Source organism: Agarivorans sp. 2_MG-2023 (genome assembly GCF_030548085.1).
In the GTDB taxonomy this organism is placed as follows: domain Bacteria; phylum Pseudomonadota; class Gammaproteobacteria; order Enterobacterales; family Celerinatantimonadaceae; genus Agarivorans.
The window spans coordinates 35,829-54,230 of record NZ_JAUORQ010000010.1; the positions used below are offsets into that span (position 1 = coordinate 35,829).

The 18,402-nt window shown below is 43.9% G+C and carries 17 protein-coding genes; 8 read left to right on the forward strand and 9 right to left on the reverse strand.

Annotated elements, in window-relative coordinates:
• Positions 1-163 precede the first annotated feature (163 nt).
• Both groL and Q4549_RS15310 read right to left on the reverse strand, forming a co-directional pair.
• Positions 164-1,822 carry a chaperonin GroEL gene (groL, locus tag Q4549_RS15305; RefSeq protein WP_303553381.1) on the reverse strand — a complete coding sequence of 553 codons (1,659 nt, stop codon included), beginning with the start codon at positions 1,820-1,822 and terminating at the stop codon, positions 164-166.
• 52 nt (positions 1,823-1,874) lie between these two features.
• A complete protein-coding gene (locus Q4549_RS15310; protein ID WP_137673852.1) occupies positions 1,875-2,165 on the reverse strand; it encodes a co-chaperone GroES in 291 nt (96 codons plus the stop codon).
• A 322-nt stretch (positions 2,166-2,487) separates the two neighbouring features.
• Between Q4549_RS15310 and Q4549_RS15315 the strand changes: the two genes are divergently transcribed.
• On the forward strand, positions 2,488-2,670 hold the full coding sequence (locus Q4549_RS15315; protein ID WP_137673851.1) for a hypothetical protein: 183 nt from the start codon (positions 2,488-2,490) through the stop codon (positions 2,668-2,670).
• 54 nt (positions 2,671-2,724) lie between these two features.
• Here the strand turns inward: Q4549_RS15315 and Q4549_RS15320 are convergent, their stop codons facing one another.
• Entirely contained in the window at positions 2,725-3,207 is a 483-nt protein-coding gene (locus Q4549_RS15320) for an FxsA family protein (protein ID WP_137673850.1), read from the reverse strand.
• A 191-nt stretch (positions 3,208-3,398) separates the two neighbouring features.
• On the opposite strand from Q4549_RS15320, the gene cutA reads away from it, so the two are divergent.
• Both cutA and Q4549_RS15330 read left to right on the forward strand, forming a co-directional pair.
• A complete protein-coding gene (cutA, locus tag Q4549_RS15325; protein WP_303553380.1) occupies positions 3,399-3,719 on the forward strand; it encodes a divalent-cation tolerance protein CutA in 321 nt (106 codons plus the stop codon).
• The gene (locus Q4549_RS15330; protein ID WP_303553379.1) at positions 3,695-5,497 is read left to right on the forward strand and encodes a protein-disulfide reductase DsbD; all 1,803 of its coding nucleotides are present in this window, start codon (positions 3,695-3,697) and stop codon (positions 5,495-5,497) included. The genes cutA and Q4549_RS15330 overlap by 25 nt, the downstream gene beginning before the upstream one ends.
• A gap of 305 nt (positions 5,498-5,802) precedes the next feature.
• Here Q4549_RS15330 and Q4549_RS15335 read toward each other — a convergent pair whose 3' ends face one another.
• A complete protein-coding gene (locus Q4549_RS15335; protein ID WP_303553378.1) occupies positions 5,803-7,824 on the reverse strand; it encodes a methyl-accepting chemotaxis protein in 2,022 nt (673 codons plus the stop codon).
• 314 nt (positions 7,825-8,138) lie between these two features.
• Between Q4549_RS15335 and Q4549_RS15340 the strand changes: the two genes are divergently transcribed.
• Positions 8,139-9,035 (forward strand): LysR family transcriptional regulator, encoded by an 897-nt coding sequence (locus Q4549_RS15340; RefSeq protein WP_303553377.1) that lies wholly within the window; start codon positions 8,139-8,141, stop codon positions 9,033-9,035.
• A gap of 58 nt (positions 9,036-9,093) precedes the next feature.
• On the opposite strand, the gene Q4549_RS15345 is transcribed toward Q4549_RS15340, so the two are convergent.
• Entirely contained in the window at positions 9,094-10,110 is a 1,017-nt protein-coding gene (locus tag Q4549_RS15345; protein WP_303553376.1) for a GlxA family transcriptional regulator, read from the reverse strand.
• Positions 10,111-10,206: 96 nt separating this feature from the next.
• On the opposite strand from Q4549_RS15345, the gene Q4549_RS15350 reads away from it, so the two are divergent.
• Together Q4549_RS15350 and Q4549_RS15355 are read left to right on the forward strand one after the other, a co-directional pair.
• Positions 10,207-11,178, forward strand: coding sequence for an alpha/beta fold hydrolase (locus tag Q4549_RS15350; protein WP_303553375.1), 972 nt, complete (start codon positions 10,207-10,209; stop codon positions 11,176-11,178).
• 171 nt (positions 11,179-11,349) lie between these two features.
• On the forward strand, positions 11,350-11,643 hold the full coding sequence (locus tag Q4549_RS15355) for a DUF5522 domain-containing protein (RefSeq protein WP_303553374.1): 294 nt from the start codon (positions 11,350-11,352) through the stop codon (positions 11,641-11,643).
• 14 nt (positions 11,644-11,657) lie between these two features.
• On the opposite strand, the gene Q4549_RS15360 is transcribed toward Q4549_RS15355, so the two are convergent.
• Positions 11,658-12,149: an ABZJ_00895 family protein gene (locus Q4549_RS15360; RefSeq protein WP_303553373.1), complete on the reverse strand. Its 492-nt coding sequence runs from the start codon at positions 12,147-12,149 to the stop codon at positions 11,658-11,660.
• Positions 12,150-12,434: 285 nt separating this feature from the next.
• On the opposite strand from Q4549_RS15360, the gene Q4549_RS15365 reads away from it, so the two are divergent.
• Together Q4549_RS15365 and Q4549_RS15370 are read left to right on the forward strand one after the other, a co-directional pair.
• Complete coding sequence (locus Q4549_RS15365) at positions 12,435-13,043, forward strand: LysE family translocator (protein ID WP_303515763.1); 609 nt, start codon at positions 12,435-12,437, stop codon at positions 13,041-13,043.
• Positions 13,044-13,110: 67 nt separating this feature from the next.
• The gene (locus Q4549_RS15370) at positions 13,111-13,770 is read left to right on the forward strand and encodes a response regulator transcription factor (RefSeq protein WP_303553372.1); all 660 of its coding nucleotides are present in this window, start codon (positions 13,111-13,113) and stop codon (positions 13,768-13,770) included.
• Between the two features lie 71 nt (positions 13,771-13,841).
• Here Q4549_RS15370 and Q4549_RS15375 read toward each other — a convergent pair whose 3' ends face one another.
• From Q4549_RS15375 to Q4549_RS15385, 3 genes are all read right to left on the reverse strand, one after another.
• Positions 13,842-14,390, reverse strand: a complete 549-nt coding sequence (locus Q4549_RS15375) for a DUF4157 domain-containing protein (protein WP_303553371.1) — start codon at positions 14,388-14,390, stop codon at positions 13,842-13,844.
• Positions 14,391-14,459: 69 nt separating this feature from the next.
• Positions 14,460-17,000, reverse strand: coding sequence for a hypothetical protein (locus Q4549_RS15380; RefSeq protein WP_303553370.1), 2,541 nt, complete (start codon positions 16,998-17,000; stop codon positions 14,460-14,462).
• On the reverse strand, positions 17,000-18,394 hold the full coding sequence (locus Q4549_RS15385) for an ATP-binding protein (protein WP_303553369.1): 1,395 nt from the start codon (positions 18,392-18,394) through the stop codon (positions 17,000-17,002). Before Q4549_RS15385 ends, Q4549_RS15380 begins: the two co-directional genes overlap by 1 nt.
• Positions 18,395-18,402: the final 8 nt, after the last annotated feature.

Sequence of the window (18,402 nt, forward strand, 5' to 3'; positions counted from 1 at the left end):
CCCTCTAATCCCTATAGCCTTACTTCACTCAGACTAGAGCGGAATTGTTTGTTAGCGGTTTGTAGTCAAAACACAAAATTTACAGCAATAAAAAAGCCGGTAAAGCTAAGCTTTACCGGCTTTTAGAAACTTTATGAGTTTCTATGAATAGATGGAGCGATGATTACATCATGCCGCCCATGCCGCCCATGCCGCCCATACCACCCATGCCGCCCATATCAGGAGCGCCACCAGCAGCTTTATCTTCAGGCTTGTCAGTAATCATACACTCGGTAGTGATCATTAAACCTGCAACAGAACCAGCAAACTGAAGAGCAGAACGGGTTACTTTAGTTGGGTCAAGAATACCCATTTCTAGCATGTCGCCGTATACGCCAGTACCAGCGTTGTAACCGTAGCTACCTTCGCCTTCTTTAACTTTGTTAGCAACAACAGATGCTTCGTCACCCGCGTTAGTTACGATTTGACGAAGAGGAGATTCCATTGCGCGAAGTGCTACACGAATACCTACGTTTTGGTCTTCGTTGTCACCTTCAAGGCCAGCTACTTTAGCAGCAGCGCGCACTAGAGCAACACCACCACCAGCCACTACGCCTTCTTCAACCGCGGCGCGAGTTGCGTGTAGTGCATCTTCTACGCGGTCTTTTTTCTCTTTCATTTCAACTTCAGTAGCAGCACCAACTTTAATTACCGCTACACCGCCAGCTAGTTTAGCTACGCGCTCTTGAAGTTTTTCTTTGTCGTAATCAGAAGAGGTATCTTCGATTTGTTGACGAATTTGGTTAACTCGGCCTTGAATCGCCGCTTCTTCACCAACACCATCGATGATAGTAGTGTTGTCTTTAGAGATAACTACACGCTTGGCTGTACCTAAGTCTTCTAAAGTGGCTTTTTCTAGCTCAAGGCCAACTTCTTCAGAAATAACAGTACCGTTAGTTAGGATAGCGATGTCTTGAAGCATAGCTTTACGACGGTCACCAAAACCAGGGGCTTTAACCGCAGATACTTTAACAATACCGCGCATGTTGTTAACTACTAATGTAGCTAGGGCTTCGCCTTCTACATCTTCAGCAATAATAAGCAATGGCTTACCCGCTTTAGCTAGTGCTTCCAATAAAGGAAGAAGTTCGCGGATGTTAGAGATTTTCTTGTCAGCCAAAAGAATGAATGGGCTGTCTAGCTCAACAGTACCGTTCTCTTGGTTGTTGATGAAGTAAGGAGATAGGTAACCGCGGTCAAACTGCATACCTTCAACAACGTCTAACTCATCTGTTAGCGCTTGGCCTTCTTCAACCGTAATTACGCCTTCTTTACCTACTTTTTCCATTGCTTCTGCGATGATGTTACCAACAGTGACATCAGAGTTAGCAGAGATAGTACCTACTTGAGCAATCGCTTTAGTGTCGGCACAAGGAGCAGATAAACCTTTAAGCTCTTCAACTGCAGCGATTACTGCTTTGTCGATTCCGCGCTTAAGATCCATTGGGTTCATGCCAGCAGCTACTGCTTTAAGGCCTTCGTTAACAATAGATTGAGCAAGTACAGTTGCAGTAGTCGTTCCGTCACCAGCAGCATCGTTGGCTTGAGAAGCAACTTCTTTCACCATTTGTGCGCCCATGTTTTCAAACTTGTCTTCAAGTTCGATTTCTTTAGCAACAGATACACCATCTTTAGTGATGGTTGGAGCGCCAAAAGATTTGTCTAATACTACGTTACGGCCTTTAGGACCTAGAGTAACTTTTACTGCGTCTGCAAGTACGTTTACACCAGCCAACATTTTGCTGCGTGAATCGTTTCCAAATAATACGTCTTTAGCTGCCATGATACATTTCCTAATATTCGTTCAGCTTTTTCTTAACCAGAAAAAAGGGAGATTATTCTACAATTGCTAGAATGTCTGACTCAGACATGATTAGCACTTCTTCGCCATCAACTTTTTCAGATTTAACGCCGTAACCTTCGTTAAATACTACAGTGTCACCAACTTTTACATCTAAGGCTTGGATTTCACCGTTATCAAGCATACGACCTTTACCTACGGCAACTACTTCGCCACGCGTCGATTTTTCAGCCGCTGAACCAGTTAGCACAATGCCACCAGCAGACTTACTTTCTTGATCTTTACGTTTGATGATAACGCGGTCATGCAACGGACGGATGTTCATTGCTATCTCTCCTTTAAAAAACATTCATGTTTGTAAAATGCAGCCAAGGCTACAAAGCTTTCTGTTGAAAATAAGATGGGGGCGTTCAAAGCGCATACAAGGGGTAAAGCAGAAATTTTTTTGGTTTTTTATCGCAAAAACTTAGCGAATATCAAAATGAAAACATTTTCAGCAACAAATTTTACAAAAAACACTTGAACCCGAATAAAAATTTGAGCAGGATCACAGCTACTGGTCGTACTAGACAGTTATACCAACATTTGAATAACAAATAGATAACAAATTGTTGGTTAAATTTAGCGTAATAGCGGGAGCACTTAGCATGCAGCAACTTTACATTGCATTTGAGCGTTTAAGCGGATTTCTCTCAAAAGAGAAAACTGTTTATTTGTCTTTCCAGGGTAGCGTTAAAGAAGCCGAAGAGCATCTGCGTTCCGATGAGTTTGATTCATTTTTGTCTACCAGCAAAGGCTTGAATCCACGCATCGTGACCACCAAACACTAAGCAATAAGCTTTAGACAGATATAAAAAAAGAAGGGCTTGCCCTTCTTTTTTGTTTTAGTCATCTTTTCTTTCAAACTCACCTTCAATGGTGCTGCCGGGTTTCTCACCCACTTTACCGCTTGGCGGATTAGCATCTTTCACATTGCCGCCTCCCGGCGTTTGAAAACGCATCGACTGCATCTTAAGCGCTTGAGATTTTAATACTCGCGACGCCAAAAAAGCCCGCAGCGGCGGCAGTAAAATAAGCAAACCAAAGGTATCCGTAATAAAACCAGGCATTACCAGCATAGCGCCAGCAATAATCAACATTAGCCCTTCAATCATTTGCTGAGCAGGTGTTTCACCTCGCTCCATCGCCGAACGCGCTTGAAAAGCGGTTTGTAATCCTTGGCTACGAACTAATGACGCACCCACCAATGCGGTAAGAATAGTGAGAGCGATGGCACTTAAGGCTCCCATTTGGCTGCCCACCTGAATCAGTACATAAATCTCGGCGTACGACAGGCCAGCAAACAACAAAAATACATATAAAAACAAGGCGTAGTTCCTCTAAGTCATGGAGAAGCTTAATCAGCGCTTCACCTTAAGAGTAAAATATGGGGGCTAATGGGGCAAATTTAAAGGTTTGTGTTCAATAAAGCAGCGGTTAACCCTGCTGTTAGTAAATAGCTTAAGCACTTAACGCCAAGGTTTCTACACTTTAATAAAGCCTTAAAAAGGAGTTGATAATGGACACTGCCTGCTATTTGGTTCTCACCACGTTCCCAGATCAAGACTCAGCGCAACGCTTTGCCCAGCAAGTGGTAGAAAAAAAGTTAGCCGCTTGTGTTAACATTTTACCGCAACTCAGGTCTATCTATCGGTGGCAAGACAAAATTGAGTCTAGCCAAGAAGTACAACTGCAAATTAAAACCAATTTACGGTGTATAAATCCATTGCAGTGTTTTTTAAGAAAAGAGCACCCTTATGATTGCCCTGAATACATTGCACTACCGATTGAACAAGGAGCGAGTGATTACCTCAAATGGCTAAACGATTCTTTACAGTAGTATTAGCGCTCTGCTTGAGCCTACCCGCCCATGCCAACAACTTGCTTGATCAGCTACCGGGTTTAAATACTGGCCCGTCGACCAACGCTCATGATTTTTTGCCGGTAGACAGCGCCTTCGCCTTTAACTTTGTAGAACAAGACAAGGCCCTGCACTTAAGCTGGCAAGTGGCTGAAGAGTATTATCTCTATCAGGCGCAGTTTATTGTTGAAGCCGACGGACAATCTCTAGATTTAAGCTCTCGTTTACCACAAGGTAAATTGTACAACGACGCCTATTTTGGTGAAGTGATGATTTACCCACACGATGTTTCCTTTTCATTGCCCTTAAGTGAGTTTAATAACGCCAATAGTATTACCGTGGCTTACCAAGGTTGTGCTGAAGCAGGCTTATGTTACCCACCGGAAACCAAATCGGTATTTCTTTCGCAAAGCGGTTCAGCGCTTACTGACTCAGCGAACTCGATTAGCGACGCTGACAATAACAGCCCAGCGCAATCAGCTAGCACTGAATCAGTGCCTATTAGCCAACAATGGGTACTGGCCGAGCGTTTAACCAATAGCAGTATTTGGCTAAATACTTTGTTGTTTTTTGTATTGGGAATTGGCCTGGCCTTTACACCTTGCGTATTTCCTATGTACCCCATTCTTACTGGTATTATTGCCGGCTCGGGCAAGCAGCTGAGTAGCAAACGCGCCTTTTCATTATCTTTAGCTTATGTGCAAGGCATGGCGGTAACTTTTACGGCTTTAGGCTTAGTGGTCGCCAGCGCCGGATTGCAATTTCAAGCAGCCTTACAACACCCTGTTATCTTAGGCAGTTTAGCCATACTGTTTGTGGTGTTGGCTCTATCGATGTTTGGTGTTTTCAACCTACAGCTTCCTAGCAACTTACAACAAAAGCTAAACAACTTAAGCAATAAGCAACAGGCTGGCTCGCTCACTGGCGCTGCAATTATGGGGATGATTTCAGGTTTGGTCGCTTCGCCTTGTACAGCAGCACCGTTGTCTGGCGTGCTCATTTATGTGGCCCAAAGTGGCGACATTGGCTTGGGCGCGCTCACTTTATACAGCTTGAGTTTAGGCATGGGCTTACCGCTGCTAATACTTGGCGCAAGTAGCGGCCGTTTGCTGCCTAAAGCTGGCGCATGGATGAACCACGTTAAAACATTTTTTGGCGTGATGTTATTAGCGGTAGCGGTATTACTGCTAGAACGATTTATTCCGGCTTCGGCGGTTCACGCTTTATGGGCAGTGTTAGTGATTGGAGCTAGCGCTTACTACTATCATCAGAACCGCTTAACCGTATTAAGTGCCTGGCAAACTGCCCGTCAACTTATCTTGTCGGCGATAATGATTGTGGCCTTGTTGTGGGCAGCTCAACCTTGGTTGTCGCCTCCTCAAGCCATTAAACAAGGCGAGTTTATTCGAGTAGCAAACTTGGAAGAAATGCAGCAGCAGTTAGCGTTAGCCGCAGCGCAAGGTAAACCCGCGTTGGTCGACTTTTACGCCGATTGGTGTACCGCCTGTAAAGCCTTTGAAAATGAAACCTTTCATGCGCCACAAGTGGCTGCAAAGCTTGACAACATGGTACTGATTCAAGCTGATGTGACAAAAACCAATGCCACAGCAATAAAACTACTCGGCCATTATGAAGTATTAGGTTTGCCCACCATATTGTTGTTTAACCACGCAGGCGAAGAACTAAACCAAGCCAGAGTCACCGGCTTTATGAACGCCGAAGCCTTTAAAGCCCACTTAATACTCAACGGTTTATAGTTAATAAAAAGCCACCGCTAAGGTGGCTTTTTATTCAGTGCTGTTATGGCTTAAGGCTCTACTCAATATTTTCGTTCGCTAGCACTATTGGCCTGTTAATGACTAAATCTTAAAATGGGTCGTAATTTACAATTGTAGCGTGGCGCTAGATATAGTGGTGGCAGTTCAGATCTCGCTTTCAGTAAGGTCTAATGCCTTAGCAAAGATACAGTAAGTGTTCCGGCCTTTAAGGCGAACTGTGGCTACCAGTATTAGCCAATTAAAAAACCACCCTAAGGTGGTTTTTTCTTTAGTACCGTCGAGACTTAAGCGACCTTAAAGCCCTGTACCAAATCAACTTGTTCTTTAGCCACCGATTCTAAATCGTCACTCAGGCGATTTAGCTCAGTAACTACCGTTAAGTTTTGCTGCGCCGCACTCGAAATGGTTTCCATACTGCACGACACATCTTCACTGGTTGTTTGCTGCTGATTAGTGGCTACACTAATTTCTTCATTAAGCAGCGATAGTCGCTCAATGTGAGTGTTAATGTCACGGATCTGCTGGTTAATACTGTTCACGTTGTTGGCATTCAGCTCCATACTCTGGTTACACTGCTCAATCTCTTTCACTGCCAGTGAGGTATCTTGCTGAAGCCCACCAATCATGGTTTGAATCTCAGTGGTAGACGACGCGGTGCGCTGTGCTAGTTGTCTAACTTCATCAGCTACCACAGCAAAGCCACGCCCTTGTTCACCGGCGCGAGCCGCTTCAATGGCAGCGTTAAGTGCTAACAAGTTGGTTTGCTGAGTAATCCCTTCAATCACTTCTAAAATGCCAAAAATGGCGTTGCTGCTTTCATTAACGTGTTTAACTCTATCAGTCGAACTCGCAATATTGGCCGCTAAGGCTTGGTTGTTCTCTAAAGCTTCTTCAGTTAAACGCACACCATCTTGGGTACTATCACTAATTTCTCGCATCCCTTGGGCGGCTGATTCGGCGCGTCGAGCCACATCTTGAATAGCCTGCTCCATTTCAGTCATAGCCGCCGACACGGTAATACACTGGCTGCGTTGCTCGTCCAGTTGCTTCAACATGTCGTTGCCGTGCTGGCGGTTAACCGTAGAAGCTTGGCCTAGAGCCTCACTCTTATTGCGCAAACCGGTCACAGTGTCGCGCTGTTGCTCAATCACTTGGTTAAGCTGCGAACTCAACATGCCAAACTCGTTGCCACTTTGGTATTGGCAGCGTTGGCTTAAATCGCCGGCTGCTAAGTGCTTCAAGGTTTCGATCAACTGCTTCAATGGAGCCCTAATCAACTGTTGAATGGTTAATCCCATGGCTAAACAAAACAATACCGTTAAGGGAATGACCACTGCGCCGCTGCTAATCAAGGTAGAAATACTGCCCGACGCACCTTCAATCTGCTTCTCTGTGGCGCTTTGGCTCTCGGTAATTAGCTGGCTAAGGTTGGCATTAACGGCCTCTAATTGCTCTGTAATTGAGCCTTTCAGCTTCATTAACTGGTTTTGCTTAATTAAATACTGTTGGTATTGCCCTAACAAACCACCAAAGGCAGTCACTTCATTCAATAACCATGGAACTTGCGTTACTAACTCATGCTCGCCTTGAGAGTCACCTGACAGTTCTTTTTCCACAATCAAGTCACCAAAATCTTCTTCAACGTAAGTTTTAGTTTCGCGGTTGCTGGTCATCAATTTACCCACTTCTCGCGGGTCAGTTGAATTTAATACGTTAATGGTGGCCAATTGCATGGCCGATAAATCGGTGCTTACCGCATCCAATAACACTCTGGTCATATTAGGATCGGTTTCATCAAACAGTTGGCCTAACAATAAGTTAATACGAAGTGAAATACCTTGGAAAGTTGCAGTGCGCTCCGACAAAGAAGTACCGCTAGAAATAACATCCTGGTGTAGTTCTAATAAGCTTTCGCTATCTTCGAACAACAGCTCATTTTGCTCTTGCACTACAGTGAAGCTCTCGCTCTCTACGCCGTTTTCAGCTAACCAGTTAACCAATACATCTTCAGCAACTTTGTAGTCAGCCACACGCTGACGATATTGCTCAATGAGTTGATTAACTTGTTGCTCATCGCGTTCTTGAATCGCATTATTCAGTACCCGTTCAACCGCAGTTAAGCTTCGGTCTAAATGGCTGGTATGCTCCATTAATGGGAACGCTTGGGTAATCACTTCACCCATGGTGTTTTCGGCTTGCTGCATTTGCTTCCATGCCACTAAGCCTAAACCTAACAATACGACACATAGCAGCGAAAATGTTGCGAGAATCAATTGAGTAATTGACAACTTTTTGTGTATTAGCATCTCTATCTCACTTTTAAAAATTTGCCACATCCATATGTAAGCGCTTACATGTTAACTGGATGGCACATCACCACTTATTATGTTTTCCAGATCAGCAATTATGTAATCACGTTTTCGAGAGCTAAGCTAAGTTTGTGTGAACGTTAACATCTTGTTACAAAATAAAAGAGTGATATAGCTCAACAAAGAGCTGCAGCAAAACAACACACTGACAATAAAATCAATAATATCAACAAATAGTGAATCAAACTATTTGCCGCTATACACAAAACACCAGCCCGAGTAAGCTAAACACTTCATAACAGGAACACCCCATGCAACTTGGCAAAATAAATCTAAATTTACTCAGCGCTTTGTATTACCTTCTGCAAGAGCAAAGCGTAACTCGCGCGGCTGAGAAAATGCATTTAAGCCAATCTGCCATGAGCAAGCATTTAGCCAAATTACGCGAAGTGTTTGGCGACCCATTGTTGGTACGTGTGCAGGGCCAATTACAAGCCACACCTAAAGGCTTAGAGCTAAAAGCCCAAGTGGCTCCCCTGTTGGATTCAGTAGAAAACCTGTTACATCAACAGGTTTTTGAGCCCAGCCTCTGCCAGCGCACCTTTACCATTGCTACCTCTGACTATGTTAGTGAACACTTACCACCTAAGGTACTAGGCTTAATCTATGAGCAAGCGCCGCAGCTTAATATAGAACTGTGCAACTGGGATCACACCACCAATCGGTTACTGCACAGTGGTGAAGTAGATTTAGGCATGACACTACCGCCTAAAGACAGTACCGAGTTACATGCCACTACTTTAGGTACCGATCGCTTAGTGTGTTTAATGCACCAACAGCACCCCTATTTAGCCCTTAACACGCCTAGTGTCGCTGATTATTGTCGCTATCCTCATGCCATTATTACCACCGGGGCGGACAAAAATAGCCACATTGACCGGTACTTACAGCAACAAGGGTTTCAGCGACAAATACAGTTTCGTGCATCGTCTTATCCAGCGACCGTTCAAATACTTAGCGAAACGCGTTTTATTCTTACTTTGCCAGCAAAGATTGCCCAGCAGTTAGTAAAACAGCGACCACTGGCGATCGTTGATTTACCTTTTACTGTAGAAAATTTTGAGTACTCGCTAATTTGGCATCACCGTAATCATCACGATCCAGCGCACTCTTGGTTTAGGCAGCAGATACACCAAGCAATGACTTAATCAAGACGTAAGTAAGCACTTACACGAACAAATTAAAGGCTTAATAAAGCAACTGTTCTTATGCTGAAATACTGTGAGCCATAATGCCAAATTGCTGGCGATAGGTTTCCATGGTCATTGCCATCTGCTTTTTAAATAATCGGCGGAAGCTACTTTCGTCTTTGTAGCCCACTTCTAGTACAATTTTGCTACTCGGCAGCTGAGTTGCCTCTAACAAATTACAGGCTTGATTCACCCTCACCTGTTGCAAGTACTGCAGTGGTGAACAAGCTAAGGCAGCTGCAAAACGGCGCTTTAGCTGGCGATCACTAATATTCAGTTCCTCGGCTAATCCCACCATGTTCAGTTCTTCGCTACTATTACGTTGCAAATACAATTGCGCCTGTTGCACTAACGCATCTTGGTGTTCAGGTTTGAAGTGAGTCGCCCGATAAGGCGCGGCAGGCGGTGCGTTTAAATCCATCATCAATAACTTAGCAGTGTTAATTGCCGTTTGATGTCCCGCAAAACGACCAATTAAACGCAACACTAGGTACTCATAAGCCATGCTGCCGCCAATTGAGCACAACAAATTGTGATACTCAGCAATGGTGTTTTGACTATCAATGGTGAGCGTAGGGAAAGCTTGACGAAAATGGTGTTCATTACGCCAATGCATTAGCGCAGGGTTCTTTCCCAGTAAATTGGCTTGGGCCAGTAAAAACGCTCCGGTGCACATGCAAACAATCATCTTGTCTTCGGCCATGTGTTGTTGCAGTACCGGTACCATTACTTCACTTTTTTGCATTGCCGCCTGCACCTTACCAAAGTTACTGGCCGACTGATAAATACCGGGAATAATCCAAATATCGGGTTTATCGCCACGCGCGACAAAACTGGCTAAATCACAATCGGCATCAATGCGTAAACCATTGGTGGGTCGCACACTATTGCCGTCTAAAGACACTAACTCCCACTCAAATAAAGGCTGCGCACCAGACTTGATTAAGCTGTAGTTGGCGGCAATTAGGGCGTCTAAAATACCGTTAATACCTGTGCCAAAACAGTTATCCATTAATAAAATTGCGGCTTTCATCTCATGTCCAATTTCACCATTACATTGGCAAATATGACACTTATTTTGTGTTCTAGCAATCGGCATACTAGCCACTCAGTCGCATGGAGCCATAAAATGAATCAGCCCATCTCTCAAGAACCAACACCGATTAATAGCGAAACAGCAAAAGCGAGTACCGATATTAATCATGCCCTTGCAGGTAAGCGCCACAAACGTGTGGTACCGCTGAGTTACCAAGCAGCAGGTTTGTTATTCAACTTGGCGGGGTATTGCCATCAACGTTGGGCGGGAGCTCAACTCGCCAATTTGTGGTTTAGAGTGTTTAAACGTAAACCTAGCCCTAAGGCTCAGCAGTTTTGGCAAAGTGCCGAGCAAGTGCACTCTATCAATGTAAACCAACATAAAGTGGCTCTACACTTTTGGGGAAGTGGGCCTTTGGTGGTGTGTTTACACGGTTGGAGTGGCAGTGGGATTCAATTTCGTCATTTTGTAAAACCATTGGTGGAGGCTGGATACCAAGTTGCAGCATTTGACGCCCCTGGTCATGGCATGCATACAGACAAACATAGCCACTTGCTTGATTTTAGCGACAGCCTCAGCGCGATTGCTCAGCAATATGCCCCAGTGCACTGCGTATTAGCTCACTCCTTTGGGGCGATGGCTACTACCACCGCTCAGCAGCGAGGGTTTACCACCAACAATATTGTGATGCTAGCGCCACACTTAAACGTTCAAGAAATGTTTAATACCTACGCCAAGCTACTTAACTTAAGTCGTGGGCTTAAAGCCTCGTTTCAACAACAAGTGGGCGAAAAAATGCAGAACTTGTTGGCGGGCGACGATCCTTGGCAGTTATTTACCGTAGAGCGTTTGGTGCCGCAAACCACCAAAGGTTTGTTGATCAGTGATGATCAAGACCAAGAAGTGGCTCAACAACAATTCAAGCAAATTGAGCAGCGCTGGACAGCCGCTAACCACTACCAGACCCAAGGTTTAGGCCATTTTAAGATCCTTAAAGACCCACAGGTAATTGAACAAACGGTGCAGTTCTTGGTAAACCAGCGAAAAATAGAGGGTGAGGTTTAACAGGGAAACATAGGCGGAAGTAGCGAAATTGTTTATGCTGGCGAATATCAAGTATCGCCTAATTAGGCCACCATGAATAAACCTAAATCAACTACACCCTCTTCGTCTATCTGCCCGGGCTGCGGGGAATCACTCGCCTGCACCGCAAATGCACAATGCTGGTGTATGAAAATGCCCACAATATTGCCGGTTACGCTGGGTTTAACCGGCGATGCTTGTTTCTGCCAAGGCTGTTTATCTAAAAAACTGGCGGTTAAACTAGAACGGTTAATTGCCAGTACACCACATGCCGAAATGTTAGCACAAGCAGCGCGCTATCGCCCTATAGGCGAGGCATCAAGCAAACTTCGAGAGCATCTAGATTACACAACAGAGAATGGTTTCATGGTGCTTAGTGCCTGGTATCACCTTAAGCGCGGCACATGCTGCGGCAATGGCTGTAGACATTGCCCCTACCCAAATTAAACCAAAATTGAAGCCTAAAGTGGATCTGTTCTGGCTAATTGCTTAGTAAATGCTTTATTCGCAAAGCCATAAGCTAAGCGTGTTAAGCCCCAAAATACTAACAATACAACTGCAATAATCGCATAAAGAGCATGTAAGTCGATAGACAGTTCAAATAATAAAGCTGACAGTTCTGCTTGCACATCTAACCAAGCAATCATGCCGTAAATCTCGTAGAAAGAATAAGCAAACACCGCCAGCAACTCGATCACAGAAATAAGCACCGACGCTAACCAAGACCAAAAACTTAAATACCGCAGTTCACGCCGAGTAAGTACCCGGCGATGATCGTTTACAAATAGCTGAACAGTTATTAAAGCCGACAGCATCAAAATAATAAGGCCTAAAAAGCTATTGGTTTCTAAATCTAAGTAAGACACCACCATGCCAAATACTAAGGAGCTGGCGAAATACACCAGCGAAAACCAGAGTAAATATTTGTTAATTGATACATCAGCTGTTTGCACGCTCTTCCCTTAACTTTGTTTAGCTAAACATCGATTGCCTTAGCAATAACTGCATGGCGTAGTTTACCTACTAACCAAAAATTATCACTGCCTACCCAAAAACAAATTAACCCATATCAACTTAAGCAGCGCTACAAAAACTCAGCTCACATTTTCTACAATAACTCGTTTAGATAAACTTAATTCCATTTTGGAATACTTTAAATAACAATAATTCCATTTATCTAGTCAGCGTTGCTTCTTACACTAGCGCCAGTTTTCGACTTCCAGTTTCAGGGATGGCCCGTGTTAGAAGCCCTCAGCGCTCTTTTATTAATTAATCTTCTTGGCATGTTAAGCCCTGGCCCAGATATGGTAATGGTATTGCGCAATGCCAGTAGTGGTAAACGCCAAGCCGCACTATGCGTGATGGGTGTATTGCTAGGCTTTAGCATTCATATCAGCCTAGCTATTGGTGGGCTGTCTATCCTTATCAAACAATCGCCCTTGCTGTTCGAAATTTTGCGTTGGAGCGGCGCTGGCTTTTTAGTATTTCTTGGTTTAAAAACCTTATTTAGCCGGTCAGAGCTAATTGAACTAGCCGGAGAGCCACAACCCAAACGAGCTAAAAAAGTGGTGCTTAGTGGCGTTGCTTGTAACTTACTCAATCCTAAAATTTTAGTGTTTGTGGTTAGCGTATTTAGCCAGTTTATTGGCAGCGATACTTTGCTTAGCGAAAAGCTGATTTTGGGTGCAGCCTTGCTGCTCGAAACCGCCCTGCTTTGGTACGTAATCGTGCGAATTCTTTCGCATCATCGAGTACAAGTTAAGCTGCAACGTTATCAACAATGGGTAAATCGCTTTAGCGGATCAACCCTGCTTGGCATGGGAACTTTGCTCGGCCTTCACAGTTAATTAGTAAGCAAATTGAATCCGTGAGGGCTTGGTGCTATGGTCAAAAAAAAGGCAGAAAACCCTCGCTATGGAAGATACTTACAAGATCATTATCGCTGATGACCACCCCTTGTTTCGTAGTGCTCTTCAGCAAGCAGTGCAAACTGCAGTTCCCGATGCTCAGTTACTAGAAGCTGAGAATGTTAACGACCTACTCAAGCTCTTAGACCTAGAGCGTGACCCCGACTTATTACTACTCGATTTAAAAATGCCTGGTGCTAATGGTTTCTCGGCATTTACCCATTTACATGGCCAATACCCCGAGCTACCTATTGTGGTGATTTCGGCCAGTGAAGAAACCAGCGTAGTACAAAAAGCCAAGCAATTGGGCGCGACGGGCTTTATACCTAAATCAACGCCATTGCAGCAGCTAGTTGCCGCTATTCAACACATTATGGAAGGCGACGATTGGTTTCCAGCCGGTATCGATTTTACCAGCCAAGTAGAAGAAGACCCTCTCGCCGAGCGCTTAGCCAGCCTCACACCACAGCAATACAAAGTATTAGTCATGCTGAACGAAGGTTTGCTAAACAAACAAATTGCTTACGAACTCAGTGTATCTGAAGCTACTATTAAGGCGCATGTTACAGCTATTTTCCGCAAACTTAACGTTAAAAATCGCACCCAAGCGGTAATTGCACTGCAGCAATTGGAGTTGGAGCCAAGCCCAGAAGATAACGATATATAATGGATAAAATGGCTTTAGTAAAAGCTCAACTTAAAGAAACTTGAGCGCTCTAGTGATTTTAGATAGCTCAATCAGCATTCAGGTTTGCTTTGCATTTGCAAAGCTTTCGCCCCCATTACATCAGCCTCATGCTCTAATGAAGGGTTATCATTTACTGCCATTCCACCCATGCTGGTAGTCGCATTGACTCTACCCTGCGCTTGCTGTACCACATGGCCTAATTCGTGAGGTAGATGCTTCTCTTGGCCTGCCCCTAAATGAATGTCATTACCTTGCGCATACGCATGAGCTTGCACAGCGGCAGGTTTAGGCGAGTTATAGTGTACCTTTACATTATCTAGACTCATGCCTGATAAATTTTCCATGCCCGATTTTAAGTTATCAGGTAAACCCGTTTTATTGGCTTTTTGAATAGCTTGACTCGCTATACCAGATGCCGGTGCAATACGGTGCTTTAACTGAGCCAATTTATTTGAATTTCGGCTGTTATTAGCAGCTTGTTGCACTTGCTGTAGCTGACGCAACCCACTACGCGTATCATTAACCAAAGTCCTTTGAGTACTAGAACTTTGGTAGTCATCGCTTTGCCTAACAACTGATACTTTGGTACTTTGAGCCATGTTTATATCTCCTTAATTGGGCATTAACTGTCCGGTTCGATTTTCAGCTTTAACTTTCCACTTAAAAACCTAGGGTAACGGCCCCTCTCGTTTGTTTACTAACTGCAATACACACAGTAAGGCTAAACCAACAAATCCGATAAACAAAACTTCTTGCTGTAGTTCATTCCATAACTCATCACAGCCTAACCATGCAATAAACATCGCCACCAATACTAACCACATGACAATGTAAACACTAAAGTAACGCTCTATCACGCCACACATTACGCAGGACTCCGAGCGCAACACCGTAATAAACACCATGAATAGCAAATAGACCACAAAAGCTGGACGATAAATTTCTCGGCCAGTACATACATACTTACAAATATCTACGCCGGTACTTTGTTGCGCCTCTAACACCAATGTGCGGGCAAATGGTGTAGTGGTATCTTCATGAACAGACTGATAAATAAGCGCTTGAATCTCACTACTATGCGCTTTGGCTAAAGGCCAGTACGCATTGCCTCCCAATACATACTTTCCAAAGTACACCGCTTGTTTAAATGGCGCGCTGTAGGGTTTAGTGCTTGGGTCTGAGTTTAGTTCCTCTTGATACAATATAGCAGGGCTTACTACAGGAAGTGTTTTAATCAATAAATTGCCTTTAGTTTGTCCATGAAATGCTTTGTCGTAACTGTTGAACAGGCGATTACTGTCTTCTGCGGCATTTCCCGATACAGTAACCATAATAAATTTCAGCGGAATATCTCCATTGGGGCAGCGCTCAAATTGGCCACTACCTGCCTCTATAGAAGGGCATACATCAAGAGTGTTCCAAAAATGGGGTAAATAGCCTTCTACACAATCACTGTCAATGAGGCAAGCGGCTAAATCGAGAGTTAGGCTTAGTTCTACCTTCTTAGCCAAACCTGTATTTGCACGGGTGAGCGTTAACAGCGTACTAATATACTGGTTAATGGCCTCAGCATCTTGCTCAGCAAGATTTCCCCATGATTCACTAGTCTGAACATGCGGGTATAGGTCTTCGAACAGTATATTTAGACCATCTACATCGCTACTAATACTGACCAATTTATCCCACAACGTGGTATTCGAGCTTTCTAGCCAATACTGCTTCACAGAATCCATTTGTTTTTGCAGGGTTGTGGCCTTGGCCATGCGCCATTGCTTAAAGTTAAGTAATACATCCACTTCGGTATTATGCCTATGCGCTTCACGAATAAAGCTGCGACTAATCTCTTGCCACCCGTTAAACGTACCACTACCATCTTCCTCAATAACCACTCGGTCGAAGGCAATGCGTGACATATTGCTGTAGGGAAGATCGATAATTGGTGGTAGCACTAAGGCGTCATTGGCTACTTCTATTTCTTTTGTGGGTTCTACAAGTAAACGACTAGCGGGGAAATAAGCATAACGGTGAGTTTCAAAATACTCTTCGTGCACACAACCACAATCAGAATAAAATAATGGAATCTCTGGTAGCACTGCGGGAAAGTCTCGCCTTGTTTGACTCTGTAAGCTGGTTAATTGTTGGTCATCAAAGCCCGTATTAGCACTTTTTAGCTGGGCGATTAAACCGCCAAAAGTAGCAAAATAATTGTCTTGTTCATCTAATGTGCTTAGTGCTGATGCAGGGTAGTTTTCAGGGGCAATGCAGTGGGTTTGTGGCTCACCGTCTTTACAAGCAACAAACTGATAATAGTCACTACTCACATTATCGGGCTGAGTGGGTGAAGGAGAAATGCACATAGCTAAAAACTGTTGAAATGTTTTATCCCCCCATACTTTGTAATCAGTCATTAGCAATTTTTGGCACTGTGTTGATAATGTTTGAAACGATCCCGACAGATACAGCGTATTAATCACATCGCTCTGTTGCTCTATCGGTAAATGTTGACAGTATCTAGCTAGCCAATTCTTAGTGACTCCTTCACCAATACCATCACTTAAATATTTAAAGTCTTGTTTAGCTTGCTTGTTATCAGAATAGCGATGGTGCTCCAAATACAAGCCCACTTGAATCAACATAGTTTGCCATTTACTTAGTTTAGTAGCTGAAGCCGTGGCCTTCTTACAACTTAGTATCGGCTGTTGAGTATCTAAAGTGGCAACCTCGTTGATACTGCTCAGCTTATTGGTATCAACAGCACTAGCACTGTTGGTGTCACCTGTTAACTTGGCAATATTGCCACTAGATTCGATAAGGATAGAGTTATCTAATGTTGAGCCATCCCCTTGGCTTTCTGTTTTAGCGTTGCCACTAGATTTGCTGTTGTTTGGTGGTTGGTTTGCTGTTTCACCATCTTCCGCTTTGTTTATTAGTATTGGCTGACCATTATTGTTACTAACAGTAATAGTTAAAGTGACGGAATTATTCCTGTTTTGTTTTGCCAATGGCACTGCACTGTCTGTTAAAGTCGTATCTGCTTGACTAGAGGTATCACCAGCGATCCCTGCTGGCTCGCTGAGTGTAGTCTGTGCAGCAATGGCAGGTGTAGCAGCATTTTCTGAAGCTTGTTCAGCTAAGGCACTATAGCTGTAGCAGCCGGTAAATAAACCAACCATTACCACGCTAAAGGTGATTACTTTGAGTTTATTCATTAAATAGATTTCCCTTCTTTACGCATTTCTCGCTGCGCACTTTCATGTATATCTTCGCTAGATAACTGGTTTCGTCCTTGCCTAATTGCCAGTAAAGCGCTGTTTCTAACTACGTTGGTCATCGCCCCTCCAGACAGTTGATAGGAATCGGCCAACTCAGATAAGTCAAACTCGCGCTGTTGGCAATTTTGTTCGCCGAGCATGTTTTGCCAAAGAGTTTGACGTAGTTTTGCGTCCGGCATTGGGAAGTAAATAGCCGCTTGAAAACGACGAATAAAAGCAATGTCTATATTGTCTTTAATGTTGGACGCTAGAATCACCACCCCTGGAAAATCCTCGATTCGTTGCAGCAAATAAGCCACTTCTTGGTTCGCATGACGATCATTAGAGGATTGTGTTTGGGTACGTGCGCCAAATAAGGCATCGGCCTCATCAAAAAAGAGGATCCAATTTTTTGATTCCGCTTGGTCAAATACGCCCGCTAAGTTTTTCTCGGTTTCGCCAATGTATTTTGATACTAAAGCTGACAAGTCGACTCGATATACATCCATGTCACAATGCTTACCCACTAAGGCAGCAGTGAGTGATTTACCGGTACCCGGAGGGCCGTAAAGTAAAGCCCGAAATCCAGGCTTCAAATTTTTAGCTATATCCATTTGCATGATTTGCCGCTGATGGCTAATCCAACTAAGCAATTGGTTAATTTCTTCCATTACGCGCGAAGGTAATACTAAATCTTGCCACTCTAAGGGCGTAGTTAAGCGCTTGGCGGGAAATGCACTACTATAATGCGGTTTATGCAACATCCCGGTCGTAAAAGCAGTGAGGTATTCGCCACTTAAGCGCAAAGCTGCCGCAGTAAACGGCTCATCTTGGTGCTCACTATTAAGGGATATAACGCGATACTTTACTAAAGGGGATTCGTCATCAAATTCGGCTAATGCGCTAAAGCGACGGACTAGATCGCCACCAGCAACAACAAACAAAAAAGTTTCTATTGTAGGTAAAAAACCCGAATGAGATTTACCATTCCACCCGCCAAATTCAGGGTAACGCTTATCTAACTGCCGATTTTTAATGTAAAACAAGTCTAAAGCTTCAGGTTTAATATGCGGCAGCATCGCCAATATCAAGGCCAACCGCTGCCACTGGTTAAACTGATTTTGCAACACAAATTGCGCATATAGGGATTGGCTTTCACTTAAGTCTGGTGCCGCTAAGTCACTAATATCCAAGGCGTGATCCTTTTCAAAATAATGCAGCATTCGCGCTTCTAGTACGGCGGTAAACCATGCCACCTCTGCACCCAGTACCACTGCGTTTAATTGGCTAATCGCTTGAGATTGCTCCGCTGTTGCTAAATACTGTTGTGCAATTTGTTGAATTTGAATCAAGCTCTTAT